This window comes from Rhizobium ruizarguesonis (assembly GCF_012349115.1).
Taxonomy (GTDB): Bacteria; Pseudomonadota; Alphaproteobacteria; order Rhizobiales; family Rhizobiaceae; genus Rhizobium; species Rhizobium ruizarguesonis.
Genome location: NZ_PQIG01000066.1, coordinates 35,037 through 51,477, shown reverse-complemented (window position 1 = coordinate 51,477; position 16,441 = coordinate 35,037). Strand labels below are relative to the sequence as shown.

Annotated in this window: 16 protein-coding genes; 10 read left to right on the top strand and 6 right to left on the bottom strand. The window is 55.7% G+C overall.

Annotation, left to right across the window (positions count from 1 at the left end; all coding sequences use genetic code 11):
* Positions 1-272: 272 nt before the first annotated feature.
* Together C3Y91_RS08930 and C3Y91_RS08925 are read left to right on the top strand one after the other, a co-directional pair.
* A complete protein-coding gene (locus tag C3Y91_RS08930; RefSeq protein ID WP_027689281.1) occupies positions 273-1,184 on the top strand; it encodes a glycosyltransferase family 8 protein in 912 nt (303 codons plus the stop codon).
* Between the two features lie 132 nt (positions 1,185-1,316).
* The gene (locus tag C3Y91_RS08925) at positions 1,317-2,339 is read left to right on the top strand and encodes a glycosyltransferase family 2 protein (RefSeq protein ID WP_018073639.1); all 1,023 of its coding nucleotides are present in this window, start codon (positions 1,317-1,319) and stop codon (positions 2,337-2,339) included.
* A gap of 183 nt (positions 2,340-2,522) precedes the next feature.
* On the opposite strand, the gene C3Y91_RS08920 is transcribed toward C3Y91_RS08925, so the two are convergent.
* A complete protein-coding gene (locus tag C3Y91_RS08920; protein ID WP_168575258.1) occupies positions 2,523-3,275 on the bottom strand; it encodes a Crp/Fnr family transcriptional regulator in 753 nt (250 codons plus the stop codon).
* 452 nt (positions 3,276-3,727) lie between these two features.
* Here C3Y91_RS08920 and C3Y91_RS08915 point away from each other — a divergent pair, with 452 nt between their 5' ends.
* Complete coding sequence (locus tag C3Y91_RS08915) at positions 3,728-4,384, top strand: sugar transferase (protein WP_024319330.1); 657 nt, start codon at positions 3,728-3,730, stop codon at positions 4,382-4,384.
* 66 nt (positions 4,385-4,450) lie between these two features.
* On the opposite strand, the gene C3Y91_RS08910 is transcribed toward C3Y91_RS08915, so the two are convergent.
* Together C3Y91_RS08910 and C3Y91_RS08905 are read right to left on the bottom strand one after the other, a co-directional pair.
* Entirely contained in the window at positions 4,451-4,747 is a 297-nt protein-coding gene (locus tag C3Y91_RS08910) for a hypothetical protein (protein WP_018073636.1), read from the bottom strand.
* A gap of 588 nt (positions 4,748-5,335) precedes the next feature.
* A complete protein-coding gene (locus C3Y91_RS08905) occupies positions 5,336-6,445 on the bottom strand; it encodes an acyltransferase family protein (RefSeq protein WP_168575257.1) in 1,110 nt (369 codons plus the stop codon).
* A gap of 251 nt (positions 6,446-6,696) precedes the next feature.
* Between C3Y91_RS08905 and C3Y91_RS08900 the strand changes: the two genes are divergently transcribed.
* Positions 6,697-9,015: a membrane-bound PQQ-dependent dehydrogenase, glucose/quinate/shikimate family gene (locus tag C3Y91_RS08900; RefSeq protein ID WP_168575256.1), complete on the top strand. Its 2,319-nt coding sequence runs from the start codon at positions 6,697-6,699 to the stop codon at positions 9,013-9,015.
* 257 nt (positions 9,016-9,272) lie between these two features.
* Here C3Y91_RS08900 and C3Y91_RS08895 read toward each other — a convergent pair whose 3' ends face one another.
* Complete coding sequence (locus tag C3Y91_RS08895) at positions 9,273-10,028, bottom strand: SDR family NAD(P)-dependent oxidoreductase (RefSeq protein ID WP_018073633.1); 756 nt, start codon at positions 10,026-10,028, stop codon at positions 9,273-9,275.
* 230 nt (positions 10,029-10,258) lie between these two features.
* Between C3Y91_RS08895 and C3Y91_RS08890 the strand changes: the two genes are divergently transcribed.
* The 6 genes from C3Y91_RS08890 to C3Y91_RS08865 all read left to right on the top strand — a co-directional run bounded on the left by C3Y91_RS08890 (position 10,259) and on the right by C3Y91_RS08865 (position 14,114).
* A complete protein-coding gene (locus C3Y91_RS08890; protein WP_024319328.1) occupies positions 10,259-10,846 on the top strand; it encodes a L,D-transpeptidase in 588 nt (195 codons plus the stop codon).
* A gap of 165 nt (positions 10,847-11,011) precedes the next feature.
* Positions 11,012-11,131 carry a hypothetical protein gene (locus tag C3Y91_RS37830; RefSeq protein WP_026171022.1) on the top strand — a complete coding sequence of 40 codons (120 nt, stop codon included), beginning with the start codon at positions 11,012-11,014 and terminating at the stop codon, positions 11,129-11,131.
* Positions 11,132-11,292: 161 nt separating this feature from the next.
* Positions 11,293-11,877, top strand: coding sequence for a hypothetical protein (locus tag C3Y91_RS08880; RefSeq protein ID WP_018073631.1), 585 nt, complete (start codon positions 11,293-11,295; stop codon positions 11,875-11,877).
* A 50-nt stretch (positions 11,878-11,927) separates the two neighbouring features.
* Positions 11,928-12,521: a protein-S-isoprenylcysteine O-methyltransferase gene (locus C3Y91_RS08875; protein ID WP_018073630.1), complete on the top strand. Its 594-nt coding sequence runs from the start codon at positions 11,928-11,930 to the stop codon at positions 12,519-12,521.
* A 10-nt stretch (positions 12,522-12,531) separates the two neighbouring features.
* A complete protein-coding gene (locus tag C3Y91_RS08870) occupies positions 12,532-13,317 on the top strand; it encodes a hypothetical protein (protein ID WP_024319327.1) in 786 nt (261 codons plus the stop codon).
* Positions 13,314-14,114 (top strand): SDR family NAD(P)-dependent oxidoreductase, encoded by an 801-nt coding sequence (locus tag C3Y91_RS08865; RefSeq protein WP_018485524.1) that lies wholly within the window; start codon positions 13,314-13,316, stop codon positions 14,112-14,114. The genes C3Y91_RS08870 and C3Y91_RS08865 overlap by 4 nt, the downstream gene beginning before the upstream one ends.
* Before the next feature lie 322 nt (positions 14,115-14,436).
* On the opposite strand, the gene C3Y91_RS08860 is transcribed toward C3Y91_RS08865, so the two are convergent.
* Complete coding sequence (locus C3Y91_RS08860) at positions 14,437-15,219, bottom strand: FadR/GntR family transcriptional regulator (RefSeq protein WP_130656109.1); 783 nt, start codon at positions 15,217-15,219, stop codon at positions 14,437-14,439.
* A gap of 194 nt (positions 15,220-15,413) precedes the next feature.
* On the bottom strand, positions 15,414-16,400 hold the full coding sequence (locus tag C3Y91_RS08855) for a substrate-binding domain-containing protein (RefSeq protein ID WP_130665025.1): 987 nt from the start codon (positions 16,398-16,400) through the stop codon (positions 15,414-15,416).
* Positions 16,401-16,441 lie beyond the last annotated feature (41 nt).

Here is a 16,441-nt window from a genome sequence, read left to right as displayed (position 1 = left end):
CCGGCACCAATCGTCGTACCGCGAAACGATATGTCGAAACACAGCCTTATGACAGACAAGGCATTCTTCACAATGAATACCTCAACAATGAAACACACAAAAGCCGCCGTCAGCGAGACACCGATTCAGCACCAGTTGGACTGGATGTCGGCAATATATACTGAACAGGGCCTTCATATGACAGAGCTGTCGGCTCAATTCACAACTGTTCCCTCGCCTCGCAAAGACAATGCCGATTCAATCGTATTGCGCACAATCGGAAGGGTGATGACATGAACAATCAGTGCGTCGTCTACGTCACGGATGTCGAGTATTCATTTCCGACCATTCTCTCGGCGCTTCAGGCTCGCAAATTCGCAAGCCCCGCGACCGATGTCTGCGTCCTCATGTCGGAACATCTCGACAATTTCGAGGAGCTGAAAGGCCTGCTCGCAACGAACGGGGTCATATTGATCGATGCGACTGAGGCGCTGCAGGACTCGCTCGGCAAGCTCGACAGTTCGCATTTCCAGGGGCGCATCAGCGTCAGCACGATGGCCAAGCTGGTCCTTTGCGAGATCCTGCCTGCCCATTATACCCAGATCATCTACCTCGATGGGGATACCCAGATCGTCAGCGATCTGGGTGCTTTCGAAAGTACAACTGTGCCCGAAGGCAGGTTTTTCGCGGCGCGCGATTACACGGCGATCCATGACTTCCTCGACACAGGAAAGGACAGCCACTATTTCAATGCAGGGGTCCTGAAATTCCATCGCCACGGCTGGATCGGACAGGAGGCGCTTGAGCTTTTTGCTAGAAATCCCGAGGCCTGCGAGGGCAAACATGATCAGGGCGCTTTGAATTATGTCTGCGGTTCATCGCTCATCCTCGTATCGAACCGGTGGAACTTCCCCAAACAGTTCCTTCATCTGGTGACCATGTCCTCCTTGTCGATCGTCCATTATATGGCGCATCCGAAGCCATGGCACGGAACCTTCTTTCCATGGACCGATAAAGAAAGCCAAGTGTACGTCGACCTGCGCAAAGCACATCCGATTTACAACTCGCTGTATCGCGGAATAAGCTTCGACCGTAAGATGCTGTATAAATATCGATCGATACGGGCGCGCATCGAACACGCGATTGAGAAAAACGAATCCAATCCTCGGGTTCAGAGCCTGCTGGTTGGCGATTATGCCGTATGATGATGTATTGCTGGTCCGACCTGAATGTTCGCGAAACTGAACTTAGCGTCGCCGGTCGAGCCGTGGATTTGCAGACGGAAGCGCAAGTATTCATCCATTCATTCCAGGAATGGATAATGTTCAGGACAGAATATGAGTTATAGGGCTTCCGCCGCCAGTATCTCGCATTATGTGAAAGCCCGCCTGCGCCGGTCGCTCAAGGCTCGGCAGGTTCGCTATGACCTGCTGCGCAGCGGGCTCAAGCAGGCGCGTCACGTCGTCATCTGCGTCATCCGCGACGAAGGGCACCGCCTGGCCTTCTTCCTGCAGTATTATCGTGATCTCGGCTTCGAGCACTTCATCTGCATCGACAACGGCTCGAACGACGGCACGGCCGAGTTGCTGTCCAGCTTCGACGACGTCTCCCTTCTTTCAGCTCATGGGTCCTACAAGGCGGCGAGATTCGGAAACGACTGGATCAACGAAGTCATCAACCGGCACTGCCGGGAGAAGTGGGTCCTGTACGTTGATGCAGATGAATTTCTGGTTTATCCCCATTGCGACACCCGGCCGATCGATCAATTGACCGCCTATATCGAATCCATGGGCGGCCACTCGCTCCGCTCGGTCATGATCGACATGTATAGCCCGCATCCCGTTCTCGAGAACATCTGCGAGCCCGGTCGCAACCCGCTCGAGGTCTGCAATCTCTTCGACCGATCCGGCTACGTCGCGCATTTCGACAAACGCGACCGAACAATATGGATCAAGGGTGGCGTTCGCGGGCGGGTCTACTTCCACGACCGGCTGTGGGACGGCCCCGCGCTCAACAAGATACCTCTCGTCTATGTGGCGGGTGAACGTCTGTTTCTCAAATCATCGCACCAGGTCTGGCCGCTCTCGCTGAATTTGGGCGACATGCGCGGAGCGCTCGGCGTATCCGGCGCCCTTCTGCATTTCAAGTTTCTGTCGACCTTCGTGCACAAGGTTGCCGATGCGGCACACCGGTCCCAACATACGGAAGAATACACCGTATACTCCTCAGGCAAGGACATGGATGACTTCGTCCATGACGATACGGGGACCTACCGAAGCTGGAAGGACCTGTCCGATCACGGGCTCATACAGGGTGAAGGCTGGAAATACTGGAGGAATGCTTCCGAGACCGAAGTCTAATGCAAGTCGCCCAAAAATGCGCAGCGGTTTTGGGACGACGCGCATGAAGACAAGAGCCAACACGTCAACCCGAGCTTTCAGCCTGCATCGTCTGACTATCAAATCCCCATCAAACACAAAACCCGCCGGCGGCGGGTTCTGTTGAGGCTTCTGCCGTTCCGTTTATTTTATCGAGGCGCCGCCTCAAACGAGAGACGTCACACCCTCGGCGTAAGCTTCTAGCGCCTTCCGGTTGAGAATGCGGATTTTGCCCTGTGTCCCGTCGACCACTTTGCTCTCGCGCAAACGCCGCAGGCACTGGTTGACCTTCTCACGCGACGCCGGCAGCGTTGCGGCTAGGTCATGTTGGGAGATGATCAGCTCATCGCCGCTATTCTCCGCATCCATTCTGTACAGGGCAGAAAGACGCAGCAGCGTCCGGGCCACTCTCTGCCTTAGACTCGATCCGGCATTGGCAATGATCCGCAGTTCGAGTTCGGAAACACGCGCCAGCGCCTTTGACAGGATCTTCACCTGAAATTGCGGATCGTTCGCACACAAGTCGCGCAGTAACCGACCGTCGAAGTAATGGAGTTCGCAGTCCGAGGAGGCCCGATATTCCAAACTGAGAGACTGCTTGCGCAGCACCTCCAATTCGCCGATCAAGCCACCTTTAGGAATGATTTCGACGATGAACTCTCGTCCATCGGCAAGCGGGGTGCTTGCACTCACCATTCCGCGCTGCACGCGGGCGAACATGTCGATGAGAACACCGGCGCTGGCAATAAGCTCACCGCGACGAAACTTTCGAACACTCGAGCGGCAAAACGGGAACTCGTGATCCAAATCCCCCCGGTCGCCGTAAACAATACCTACAGTCCCGAAAGTAATCGCTTCGCCAATTCGCGCCGCGCTTCCTCTAGTCCCGTCGTCTCTGATGCTAATCGCCCCATCCATAAGTGCAACTCCACGCAGACTAATTGACTTACTATCTCGAGAGACATTCGTAATAAGTTGAATTAGAAAGTCAAACAATAATAAAATAAAAATCTCGTGTTTAAACTATACATAATTATGACGACTCCTCACATTTATATATAATAAAATTCATATTGAATTCTATCACAAGAAAATCCTTGAAGCTGCGCGACGGTTTTTATACAATTTATGACAATTGCCTACCTGTAGAATAAGTTAACAACTATAAGAGTAATATAAGAATATAAAATAAATATGAATGGCGCCTCCGTTATATATTTCAATAACAAAGGTAATATTTTAAATAGTCAAAAGAATTTCTTCAGAGTATAAGGAATTTATTGAAGATTATGACCTCGGTCACAGACATCAAACTTGCATTAAAACAAGCTTTGGCTGTGATTTCTGGGGTTTGTCTAACGGAGACGCGGATGGCGGGAAAAAATCAGGGCGTCAACCCGACCAAACCTTGGCGGGATTTCGCCAGGGCTCGACAGGAAAGGCGTCCATTCAATTCGTCACAATCCCATAGGATCAGCAGAATTCTGAAGCGTGCATTTGACATCATCATTGCGGCAAGTGTCCTATTCCTTCTGTCGCCGCTCCTTCTGTCGGTGGCAGTCATCATAACGCTAAGTGATCGGGGGCCTGTATTCAATTCCCATCGTCGGCTCGGTCATAAGGGAAAAGAGTTTGGTTGCCTCGAGTTTCGTACGACAAGAGCCGACGCAACGGCCAAAGCACAGGTCACTGTCGTCGGCGATATTTTGAGACGATCGAGCCTCGCCAAGCTTCCGCAATTTATCAACCTGTTGCTGGGTCAAATGAGCCTCGTCGGGCCCCGCGCCATTAGCAAAGAAGAGCTGCCACATTACGGTGAACATGCTTACGCCTACATGGCCGTCCGTCCCGGCCTGACTGGCCATTGGCAGACCAGCGGGCGCAATGACGTCAGCTACCAGAATAGAGTTTCCCTCGACGTCGAGTATTTGTCCAAATGGACGCTGGCGTTGGATTTCGTGATCATGGCAAAGACGCTCTCCGCCCTGCTTTCCCGGCACGCCTTACTGCCCAGGGTGGATTCCTAAAGCGCGTCGCAATCTTTCAGCTTCGCGCCTCGCTTGGCCGAGCATCCGGCGGCCTCGGTCATGTCATTACCCATGAGGACGTTTGCCCGTGACATGGGAGCGCTCCGTGATGGAGTTCTTTTTCCGGCGCTTTTGAATATGCCACAAGGAGAAGGCAAATAGACCCACCAGATAGCATATCTCCATCAATACAAGCACTTCGACACAGGAAACGACCGCCTCCGTCAAGGAGGTACCTTTCAGCAGGATCACGCCGCCCAAGGCCGTGACCACCAGAAATGCAAAAATTGCAAAGGCCGAGGCGCGAATGGTCGCTCCGGCAGCGATGGAGACGGCAACCACGACGAGCGTGCTCTTCAGCATTATTCTGATCCTCTCTTCACACCTCCTTCAAGCCACCGCCAGCCCTCAATGACATGACAAAACCCAAAGTCGAAACGAAGTCCGATCAAAGTATTTTATCTATTACGGTTAAAATATTGCTAATATCCGCCCAGCAAGTCGATTGAACCACGTCGGATAATATTCGACTATTCACCCAGCAGGGCCGCTCTACCGATTAAACCCAAGAAATCCTTGGATATTGCAGTCAGAAAGATTTAGGCACCGGCGGCTTATACAGGAGCCGGCAATGCAGCTCCGGCGTTCTCTCGCCGAACTGAACGTTCACTTGTTGTGTTCCTGAAAAGATGAATTTGGCCATAGGCTTACGCTCGAGCGCATGTGCGCTGGCAACGATCGGGCTTACGCTCGTCCGGCAAGCGCGGCGGCATCAGGGTTGAGCAACAGCCTACGCAAAACTCGGCTCCTACGATGGACCCGGATTGTTCATCTGAGGTGATCGGCGCGCAACAACGAAACAGGGCCCGCCGCTATGACGAGCCCTGCTGATGTCCTTGCCGGTTGAACACCTGCGATGAATTGCCGGCATCGAGGCCGGTGTCGACAAGCCTATTTCGAGACCGCGCCGGCCAATTGCCGTTTTGCGACGCGTTGGAGACTGAGGTTTTCCAGCCAGGTGACTTGTTTCCTCAATTTCAACGCCGGCTTTTCGATGAATCTCCACGAGAAGGCGGCAAAGCAAGTGGCAATGATGCTGCAGACAATGCCGTTCAGCCACCAGTTATGCGCCCAAGGCCCGAGCGCTACGAACGCCTGCTGGATCGGATAGCCATAGAGGAAGACGCCGTAGGAGTAGTCGGCTCCACGCAGGACGCCAAGCTTGCGGGGCGAGGTGAGACCAAGGAAGACCGTGACATATCCCATGGCCGGAATGGCAACAAAGTCCCCAAAGGAGGTGAACCAATAGGCCCACAGTATGAATGCCACCGAGGCGAGGAAAATTCGGATATCCCAAAGAACCTTGTCCTTGTAGAGATAGAAGGTCACCCCCACAAGAAAAGCACAAATGAGCAGATTGCCCGACGCGGTCGTCGGCATATTCGCCCAATCACTTTCATGTTTCCAATATCTTGCGATACCGAAGCTTATGATCAAGGCCGGCGTTGCGATAAGGGCAATCACCCGCCGCCTGACCACGCCCAGCAAGAAGAGGGCGGCGATCACCGCATAGCACTCAAGCTCGAAGGGCACCGTCCAGAGCTGTCCGTTCACCATCTCGGCATCAGGATTATCCAGGAATACCCCGGGAAGATTGAAGTGAATGTGCCCTGTGACATTCATCAGATATGTAAAGAACTGAGGATCGGTGAAATAGTCACGCAGGTCATACTCTGTATAGATCGCTCCGAGTATAAAGGCAGCCAGCAATACCTCAACCGCAAGAGCAGGGTAGATCCGGATAAATCGGTTACCGAGAAAGGAGATCAATGTCTTCGATCGTTCAAGACTGCCAGCCACCAGGAACCCGCTCAGGACAAAGAACATGGGCAGCACTGACTTGATAACAGGGCGGAAGGGTGACTCCCAGAGAAACAGGTCATCGCCGTACGTGACGCGGGCTGTATGTATCCAAAGCACTGAAAAGGCTAACAGTAATCGCATATAATCGAATCCTGTCGGTCGCCCGTTCGCTTGATCAAGCTTTTCGCCGAGAAACATCTGTGCCCCTTTCAGAAGTATTAACTCGATTTGGATGGCAAGCCGTCGTAGCAGAGCGGCGACCGCATCATTGCCGGATGGGGGCCGTGTGTCAGTGACCACAGGTACATCAGCTAAAAATTGAACGAGAGCGCCCCTCTCGCGAAGATGCGTATTTGACCATCAACCCATGGCCCTGTGCTTCCCGAGGTGCCCTGCGACGGTCGGAGTCGGAATCCAGGTGATTGGGCAGCGGATTGGATGAGGAGACTATGAATTTTTTGGCCACCCTGTTTTGTCTTGTTCTCGCCTTTATCGGATTGGGGCTGATCGGAGGCGGCGCCTGGCTGTTGCGCCTCGGCGGCTCGCCCTATTACGCGATCGTTGGGCTTGCTTATGTGGTTGGCGCGTTTCTGCTGTGGCGCCGGAAGATATCAGGCAGCCTCATCGTCCTGCTTATCGCCGTTTTCACCCTTCCCTGGGCGCTATGGGAGTCGGGTCTCAATTTTTGGGCACTTTTTGCCCGCTTGATGTCCCCCATCGCGCTGGCGGGCTTTGCGCTTTTTTTTGCGCCGTCACTTTCCCCGACCGCCAACCGGAAGCTCTTTTATGGCGGCGCCTTGATCACGGCGATCCTGTTCGTCGCCGGTTTCGGCCTGAGCTTCGTGCCGCATGGGATCATCCGTCCCACCGCCGACATCACCGCTTACAAGATCGCCAAGGGTGACAACGCTCCCTCCGATTGGACATCCTATGGCCGCACCACCGCAGGAGATCGTTATTCGCCATTCGATCAGATCAACCGCGGCAATGTGTCCAAGCTCGATCTTGCCTGGACATATCGCACCGGAAAAAGCGATGGCGCCGATCAGAACACGCCTCTGCAGATCGGCGATACGGTCTACACCTGTACGCCGACAGATGTGATCGCAGCGCTCGATGCAGATACGGGTAAACCCCGCTGGACCTTTGACCCCAAGGCGACGGCGCCTTACTGGCAGCGCTGCCGCGGCCTCGGCTACTACAAGATGCCAAAGGAAACCCAGTCCGCCGATGGTCTCTGTAACGAGCGTTTGGTGCAGACGACGATTGATGCCCGTCTCCTGGAGATCGACAGCAAGACCGGCGCACTTTGCAAAGGCTTCGGAGACAATGGCACCGTGCAGCTTTCCCAGGGCATGGGCGAAGTCAAGACAGGCTATTACTTCCAGACATCAGCGCCGCTGATTGCCCGCAACCTGATCGTCGTCGGAGGCTGGGTCACGGACAATCAGGAGGTCGGCGAGCCCTCGGGCGTCATCCGCGCGTTCAACGTGGTCACGGGCGAGCTCGAATGGGCATGGGATCTTGGCAACCCCGAGATCACCAAACTCCCGCCGGAGGGCCAGACCTATACGCGAGCCACGCCCAACATGTGGACGACGGCCGCATTCGACGACAAGCTTGGCCTCATCTATGCACCGCTCGGCAATACCACGCCGGATTATTACGGCGTCAATCGCCCTGCCTTCGCCGATCAATACAACGCGACATTGGTGGCGCTCGATGTGACGACGGGTCGGGAGAAATGGAAATTCCAGACCGTGCATCACGATATCTGGGACTATGATCTGCCGGCCCAACCCATCCTGATCGACCTGTCTGACGGCAATGGCGCCACCGTGCCTGCTCTGCTGCAGACCACCAAACGCGGGCAGCTTTTTCTCCTCGACCGCCAAACCGGCACACCCCTTGCCGAAGTTCAGGAGAAGCCGGTGCCGCAGCAAGGCGGCGCGCCGGACGAGAAACTCTCCCCGACGCAGCCCTACTCAGTCGGCATGCCGACGATCGGTGCAGAACGCGTGACCGAGCAGACGGCCTGGGGCCTGACGATGTTCGATCAGCTGGCATGCCGCATCGCATTCCGCAAGATGCGCTACGACGGCGATTTCACCCCGATCGGCACGCAGTATGCGATCCAGCAGCCGGGAAATCTGGGTGGTCTCAACTGGGGAAGCGTATCGGTCGACCTGCCCAACAACAGGGTCTTCATGAACGATATTCGCGTGCCCAGTCTCTTCGCACTCATTCCGCGCGCCGAATACGTCGACTTTGCCCTGACCACAACCGCGCACGGCCCCTCCGCCCCCCAGCGTGGTACGCCTTACGCCATGGCCACCGAGATGTGGACATCGAGGCTTCGCGTTCCCTGCACGCAACCGCCCTTCGGCACCGTCACCGCAGTGGATCTGAATACGCGCAAGATCGCATGGCAGGTTCCGGCCGGCACAGCCGAAGAACTCGGGCCGTTCAAGATCAAAACCAAGCTGCCCATGCAGATGGGCCTGCCGAGCTACGCCGGCACTTCGGCGACCGCCGGCGGAATCGTCTTCTTCGCTGGCTTCCAGGACTACTATATCCGTGCCTATGATGCCGAGAACGGTACCGAACTCTGGAAATATCCCCTGCCGGTCGGTTCGAGCGCGACGCCCATGACCTATGTCTCACCGAAAACAGGCAAGCAATATGTTCTGATATCGGTTGGTGGCGCACCCTATTCGAAGGATATCGGCGACTATGTCTTCGCCTTCTCTTTGAAGAACCGAGATTAGCGGGGGGGGCGTGATGGAGGAGCTTGGACCGAAAACCTCGCGAAAGCAGCGCGTATCGTGAGTATTCCGCTTGATACGAGACATCGATTCGGTTGCTGCGCGCTATTTCCAATCTCAGCTACGGTCATGGCGATAGCCGACAGGATCACCAGAGAGGACCGCGATGTCGTGTAAAACACGGGCCATCCCAGTCAGCCACGCCATCTGGCAAAATAGAGACAGGTTGGACATCGTCGCATCCTTCTCAAGCCCTTTCTTCAGTGAGCAGTATAGGCCCCATCCACTAGGTAGTGCCCTCCAGTGATGAAGCTGGCCTGCTCGGACAAAAGGAAACACACAAGAGCTGCGACCTCTTCCGGTTTTCCACGCCTGCCCATTGGTTGAAGCGATGCCATGCGTCGCGTGCTCGTCGCCTCAAGATGCTCCGACAAAAGTGGCGTTTCGATCCAGCCGGGACCGACGGCATTTATGCGGATACCCAATCTCGCATACTCCATCGCAGCGACTTTCGTCAGTCCAACGACCCCGTGCTTGGCTGCGGTGTATGCCGCCGCGGTGGGTAATCCAACGGTCCCGAGAGTGGAAGACATATTCACGATTGCGCCGCCGCCCAGCTTGAGCATCGCGCCAATTTCGGACTTCATGCAATAGAAAACGCTGTTCAGATTGACGTTCATCACCTTGTGCCAATTATCGAGCGGATAGTCTGCGACCGCTGCGCGCACCCCATCGATTCCCGCATTATTGACCGCCAGATCCATGCCGCCACATGTCTCGACGGTAAAATCGACAAGTCTCTGCACACTTTCACTGTCACTGACATCGACGACAAATTCACGGGCGCGGCCTCCCTCTGATCTGATCGCGGCGGCAATCGTGTGTGCTGCGTCAGCATTGATATCGGCGACAACAACCTCGGCACCCTCCTCAGCGAGGTGTCGAGAAACGGCGGCACCAATTCCGGAACCTGCGCCCGTTACGATCGCGATTTTTCCTTCCAGGCAAAGCTTCATCGTCTCCGTCCTTGTTGATATGCTAATATTCGATCGGCGCGATTGTTGATGCAAGGGGTTTCACGGATAAATAGAGGGGCATGGTATTGCGCAGCTTCAGATGTTGCCAGTGTTGCGAACTCATCCTCCACAGAGTTGAGTGTCTTTATCAAAAGATGTCGCAATCTAATTTGGAGTGAACGGGCTAATTTGGAATGAACGGGATCGACGGTATTACTGGGCAGGTGGAAATGGATAAACAGCATATTACACGCCGGGGGCTCGTGCTGGGGAGCCTGGCTCTCATGCTTTCTGGATGTACTTCGGGCGATGGACCGCCACTGGGCTACCGATTCGCAAGGGATCCGGATTCCGATCCCCGCTATCGACGACAGGAGGTCGCCTATACGGGGAGTGAACCGCCCGGAACTATCGTCGTCGATACGGCGAGCCGCTACCTTTACTTCGTGGAGGCAGACGGACTGGCGACTCGCTATGGCGTTGCCGTCGGAGAGGAAGGACTGAGTTTCAAGGGCGAGGCCACCATCGGCTATAAGGCAGAGTGGCCTTCGTGGAAGCCCACCAATGACATGATTCAGCGCAAGCCCCGGCTGGCCAAATATGCCGATGGGGTACCGGGAGGACCGCTCAACCCTCTCGGTGCAGCGGCCCTCTACCTCTATCAAGGCGGACAAGATACACTGTTCCGGTTGCACGGAACGAATGCCCCCTGGTCGATAGGCCGTGCTGTTTCGAATGGGTGTATTCGCTTGACGAACGCAAACATCGTCGACCTCTACTCCCGTGCACGCGTAGGCACGCGCGTGGTTGTCATCTGATGGTGTTTACCATTTGAAATCGTGGGGTTGGCCATAGCAATATGTATCTGCTAATGTAGATTCGTTGCATGTTGCATCATGTCTGCCCTATCCAGGGTACTGAGTGTCGCTAAACTTTAAGGTGTAGCTTAGAAGGCTATGCCATGATGAGGAGAGGACTTCTTGATGAGCAGAATTCTAATCGTAATCCTTGCGATGTTTGCGGTGGCCAATCTGAGTGCTTGCGGGTCGATTGGCAAAGGCAAGGGGAAAGCCCCACCGCCGGCAGAGGCAGTCTATAAGTAGCATATCGCGTTTGAAATTTAGGAAGGGTCACATAGACCCTTCCTCTTCTTGCACCATAAACCGCCAGGCTTGCGCTCCTTCGCGACTCACAGCGCACGAGTGGCATTTTATATGCTGACGTCGGGCTCCCATTCGTCAGGGCCTGCATATGGAGCTTAGTGATGGCGCTTGGAAGAGGCGGTAGGTCGCTATTTATTATGTTGGCGGTCGTGGCATCGTCATGCCAGACAGAAGACAAAAGGCCTTTACCGCATTATACGTCGAATGGCAGAGGCGTAGCTCCAATCAATGCGGCTGAAAACAAATCAAATCGGCATTTCATCGAATTCCGCTCACGCTATGCGCTGACCTACGGCCACACCTACGTCGTTTTTGGGCAGGCGGATAAAAACGGAAATATGATCAATCCCGAAGTTGCAGGGCTTGCCCCAGCTTCTCCCGATGCCGCGCAGTATGTAATAGGCCACTTCATACCGGTTCCGGCCACGACCGGAGCGACGGACGGTGACCTGGAAGAGCAGTACAGATCAGCAAGCTGGCGTGTGATGCTGAGTGATAATGAATATAACGACACAGTTGCGTATATACGCAAACTGCAGGCAACCTCTCGTCTCTGGGAGGCATCGGTATACAACTGCAATGCCTTTGTGGCGGATATCGCACGGCACATGGGTTATAAGGCGCCCAGCATTTGGCTAAGGCCGCAACAGTTCATTACAAACCTTCGGGAGATGAATACAGGTTGATTACCGGGCATCAAAGAAGGCAGATCGTGGAAAGGTTCTGGTGACTTGATTTGAACTTATCAGCAGCCGTCGTCGGCGAGGTCATCTGGGTTCTCGGAATTGTTGCATGGTGCATCATTCGATACCCATTTGAGCGTCGCGCAAAGCGAGTGCCGGTCGTCAGTAACCGCCGTACCGGTTCAGAGGCGGTCGGGCTTGCGGCAGCCCTCGCCGGACTTGCGATCGTGCCGGGATTTTACGTCGCGACCGGCATCCCTGAGGCAGCCGACTATACCGCCCATTTGTGGGCCGTCGTGATCGGGACAATACTCTTCTGCGCCGCGATGTGGGTCTTTCGAAGGACCCACAAGCAATTAGGACGAAACTGGTCGATTACACTGGAGATCCGCCAGCAGCACGAATTGATATGCGCTGGCCCGTACGCCCTTGTCCGCCATCCGATGTACACGTCGTTTCTTCTGATGGGGCTTTCACAAGCGTTTCTGCTGCCGAACTGGGTGGCAGGCATGGCGGGCCTGATCGGCTTCGCCGTTCTATTCTTCCTAAGGGTGGACAAGGAAGAACGTATGATGCTGGAAGTTTTCGGCCCTCAATATCAAGCGTATATGGCGAAGACCAAGCGCATCATCCCTTATCTTTATTAGAGGTGGCAAGATGAGAGGCCGAACGATCAAGCTCTCGGCATCGCGACGCCTTGTCGGAGATCTGATGAGATTCTCGATCGGGGTGCCGCGTGTGACGGTCCAGCGGCAAATGAACCTTCGGCCCCTCCTGGATGCAAGAGACGGAGCGGATGCCCGGCCGTCCTGGACAGTGCTTTTCTTGAAGGGATACGCTCTGCTCTCTCAAGAAATTCCTGAATTGCGGCGTGCTTATATCAAGTTTCCGTGGCCACAACTCTATGAATATCCGGCCAGCGTGGCCTCCATTGCCCATGAGCGCGAGCATGACGGAGAGCGGGTCGTTCTGCTGAGCACCATCAAAGGTCCCGAGCAACGCTCAATCACCGAGCTGGAGACGCTGATCCGTGCGGCGAGGTCACTTCCGGTTCTGGAGATCAAGGAGTTTCGGCGCGCGCTGAAGCTTGCTCGCGCACCTGCCCCTGTGAGGTGGCTGCTCATGTGGCTCGGACTCAATATAGGACGGAAGCGAGCGCGCTATTTCGGCACCTTCCAACTGTCAGTCTATTCGGGTCTCGGAGCAGAGTCTCTCAACCCTCTCAGTCCGCTGACCACACTTTTCAACTACGGCCCGATCGGCGAGGATGGATCGGTTACTGTCCGCATTCACTACGACCACAGGGTTATGGATGGAGCGAATGTGGCACGGGCATTGGAACGATTCGAAAGGATCTTGAACGGCGAAGTCACCGACGAAGTAAAAAGCCTCGTCCAGAGAGGAGCCATGACCATCATACCGTCGGTGGGAACATCGAAGTGACCCCACACGACGAGTTCCGTTCGGCTGTCGTCGTGGTTGGCGGTTCCCGCGGCATTGGACGAGCAATCGCAAAGGTTGCCGCACGCGACCGCAACGTCGTCGTGCTCATCGCACGCTCGCCTGAAGGCCTCACCGCTGCGGCAGCCGACGTACAGCAGGCCGGCGGTGAGGCCTTCACGCTGGAGCTGGATCTGCTTGCAGCCGACGCGTCCGAGCGTCTCGAGGCTTTTCTGACCGCCAATGATTTGGTCTGTGGCGTGCTGGTCAACAGTGCCGGGTATGGCCTGCGAGGCGCAGCAACATTACTCCCCCTCAACGATCAGCTTGGGATCGTCGATCTCAATATACGCGCCCTGACGGATTTGACCCTTCGCTTCCTGCCTGGAATGCTTGCGCGCGGACGCGGCGGCGTGATCAATCTCGGCTCCATAGCCGGTTTGTTTCCCGGGCCGTATATGGCGTTGTACTACGCAAGCAAGGGTTTCGTGCACTCTTTTTCGGACGCGCTCCATCAGGAAGTGCGCCGCTTTGGCGTTACGGTGACATGTGTCGCGCCCGGACCGGTGTCCACCGAATTCCTCGAAAAGGCCGGCGCGAACCGGGCGGCTCTCTTCAAGATATTGCCCAAGCTGGACGCTGAATATGTCGCAGAGCGGGCCTGGAGCGGTTTCAACTCCGGCCGTCGCCGCGTTGTGCCCGGCATTTCAGCCAAGTTGCTTACGCTTGTCGCATTCTTGCCGACCGCAGCTATCCTCCCCCTGATCGGTCGCCTGCAGCGCAGAAGCAAAGATCCATAACCTTGCGGTTCAGGAAATAACCTCGAGGTATGTTGCTATAGACGGTCTCCGGCATGGTGCCAGCCGATTCCGAGCCAGCAACGGGCGCGAAGAGGATACAAAACGGACGGCCATTCCGATCGTCCTCCAATTTGTCGAGAAACGCGTGATCGGCGAGACACCCTCCATCGGCCCGGGGCGTTGCAGGTGCATGGCCTCATCGCCAGCATCGTGGCGCTCCAGGAAGTTCTCGATCTCATGACCCGGCACTATCTTGCCGAGGTGCGGAACGATCTCGAGGAAAGACTGGCCTCAGGGAACTAGCCCGACAGGATACAACCGTCTAGCGTGACCACCGGGCTATAATGTCGTCGGTATTTGCCAGCGCCTTGCGGACTGCGTTACGCGCCATGTTCGGTCGCTGCAATCGAATGCTTTTCTCAATATTTTCATGAAGTTTCAGCGCATATCGCAGGTTGTCTTCCTCCCGCGTGACATGGGCGAAGAGGTGATTCAGCGCCGATTCGATCAGGACGCCGAGCGGCACCAACAGATCATTTCCGGAGGCGCGTAAGATCGCGATGTGAAATCGCGCATCGGATTCTGTTCGCTGCTGGAGCGATGTCGCCTGATCCATGTCATGCAGGGCCTGACTGATCGCGTTCATTTGCTCGTCAGTTCGGCGCTCCGCAGCAAGCGCAGTCGCTTCCGGCTCGATCATATGCCTGAGTTCTTGGACGGCCCTCAGAAAGGATTCGCGATCAGGAGATGCGGCATACCAGCCCAAGACATCTCGATCCAGCAGGTTCCAACGTTCCTTGGGTTCGACCCAGCTGCCGATTTTCGGGCGGGAAGAAAGCAGGCCCTTGGCCATCAGCATCTTGATCGCTTCGCGCACCGCTGATCGGCTGACGTCAAAGACTTCCGACCATTTTGCCTCATTTGGCAGGATCGTACCCGGCGGATAGTCGCCGCGCACGATCCGGAGACCGATCTCGCCTGCCAAAGACACATGAACACTCGCCCCAGTCATGCGGGGAGAATTTGGGCGCCTTGTGGTGGCCGAGCGGTCAACCATCACCACCTCGACCGCAGCCGTTGGCTTTCCCGATTTTTTGTCAGGCATTTATTTCTACTGCCTCAGCATTCTTTCGACTGTCTGCACGTATGATCAAAACAATCGTAATAACGAGGAAGTCGCCTGCGATTGACGCCGGCACAAAGCGCGGAATTCAGGGCGCGTCAAGTCCTGCGGATCTCTCGATCCGTCTCGTGAGGACAGTCGGCGCACCCTTGAACCGGGTGCGCCAAACCGTGAACCTACTTTTGAATGCAGGTGTCGACTGTATCCTTTGTGCACTCATCGAGCCCGGTGAAGACCGGATCTTCAACCGGCTTGCCGGCAATCAGATCCATCATCACCGAAGGTGCCTTGTAGCCCATCTCGAATGGCCGCTGGCCGACCAGCGCAGTCACCAGACCTTCCTTCGCAATGGCAACCTCGTCGCCGATCGTGTCGGCCGCACCAATGACGAAATCGTTGCTGGCGATCTTGTCGGCCATCGGCTTGAACAGGTCGCGATAGGGTTGCGGCGCACCGAACAATGGCCAGCCACCCATAATGCCGAATGCGTCCATGTCGGGATTGGCCGCGAGAATATCGGTCATTGCCTGAACACCCGCGGCACCGTTGTCATTGGTGAACACCGGGCAGCCGGCAACCTCAGTCCAACCACCCTCGCCTTTCAGCGCGGTCAAGCCCTTCTGGCCAGTGAGCGTGTCGCGCATGCCTTGTGCGCGGCGGAGAATATTGTCTGCGCCCGGATTGCCTTCGATCGTGCAGATCTTACCGCCGTTCGGCTTGGCCTTCTTGATGTACTCCCCGATGCGGGCGCCCATCAGATAATTGTCCGTGCCAAGATAGGTCTTGCGTAAGGCTGCATCCTCGGCGGCAAGATCTGCGTCGAGCGTCATCACCGGTACCGTTGGATTGGCCGTCTTCAGGGTCTGGGCGATGAGCTTTGCATTTGACGGCGAAATTGCGATTGCTGCCGTGTCTGCCTTGCCCAACATATCCTGAACGATCTGCGCTTCGCCGGCTTCATCGGATGTCGATGCCGGACCGGTGTAGAAGCACTCGTATTCCGCCGTGGGGTTCTCCTTGTTCCATTTCTGGCAACCTTGATTGATTGCTTCGAAGAACGGATTGTCGAGGCCCTTGACGACGATGACGAGTTGCTTCTTGGCCAAGGCCTGCCCGGCGGTGAGTGCTAAGACTGCGGCTGTAAGTAGTAATGCCTTCCTCATAGTTTCCTCCCTTGAAACAGACGGACACCGCGTGCCCGCCA

Excerpts from the sequence above, each read along its gene's own strand:
- C3Y91_RS08930 (WP_027689281.1), top strand. The coding sequence starts at position 273 with ATGAACAATCAGTGCGTCGTCTACGTCACGGATGTCGAGTATTCATTT.
- C3Y91_RS08925 (WP_018073639.1), top strand. The coding sequence starts at position 1,317 with ATGAGTTATAGGGCTTCCGCCGCCAGTATCTCGCATTATGTGAAAGCC.
- C3Y91_RS08920 (WP_168575258.1), bottom strand. The coding sequence starts at position 3,275 with ATGGATGGGGCGATTAGCATCAGAGACGACGGGACTAGAGGAAGCGCG.
- C3Y91_RS08915 (WP_024319330.1), top strand. The coding sequence starts at position 3,728 with ATGGCGGGAAAAAATCAGGGCGTCAACCCGACCAAACCTTGGCGGGAT.
- C3Y91_RS08910 (WP_018073636.1), bottom strand. The coding sequence starts at position 4,747 with ATGCTGAAGAGCACGCTCGTCGTGGTTGCCGTCTCCATCGCTGCCGGA.
- C3Y91_RS08905 (WP_168575257.1), bottom strand. The coding sequence starts at position 6,445 with ATGTTTCTCGGCGAAAAGCTTGATCAAGCGAACGGGCGACCGACAGGA.
- C3Y91_RS08900 (WP_168575256.1), top strand. The coding sequence starts at position 6,697 with ATGAATTTTTTGGCCACCCTGTTTTGTCTTGTTCTCGCCTTTATCGGA.
- C3Y91_RS08895 (WP_018073633.1), bottom strand. The coding sequence starts at position 10,028 with ATGAAGCTTTGCCTGGAAGGAAAAATCGCGATCGTAACGGGCGCAGGT.
- C3Y91_RS08890 (WP_024319328.1), top strand. The coding sequence starts at position 10,259 with ATGGATAAACAGCATATTACACGCCGGGGGCTCGTGCTGGGGAGCCTG.
- C3Y91_RS37830 (WP_026171022.1), top strand. The coding sequence starts at position 11,012 with ATGAGCAGAATTCTAATCGTAATCCTTGCGATGTTTGCGGTGGCCAAT.
- C3Y91_RS08880 (WP_018073631.1), top strand. The coding sequence starts at position 11,293 with ATGGCGCTTGGAAGAGGCGGTAGGTCGCTATTTATTATGTTGGCGGTC.
- C3Y91_RS08870 (WP_024319327.1), top strand. The coding sequence starts at position 12,532 with ATGAGAGGCCGAACGATCAAGCTCTCGGCATCGCGACGCCTTGTCGGA.
- C3Y91_RS08860 (WP_130656109.1), bottom strand. The coding sequence starts at position 15,219 with ATGCCTGACAAAAAATCGGGAAAGCCAACGGCTGCGGTCGAGGTGGTG.
- C3Y91_RS08855 (WP_130665025.1), bottom strand. The coding sequence starts at position 16,400 with ATGAGGAAGGCATTACTACTTACAGCCGCAGTCTTAGCACTCACCGCC.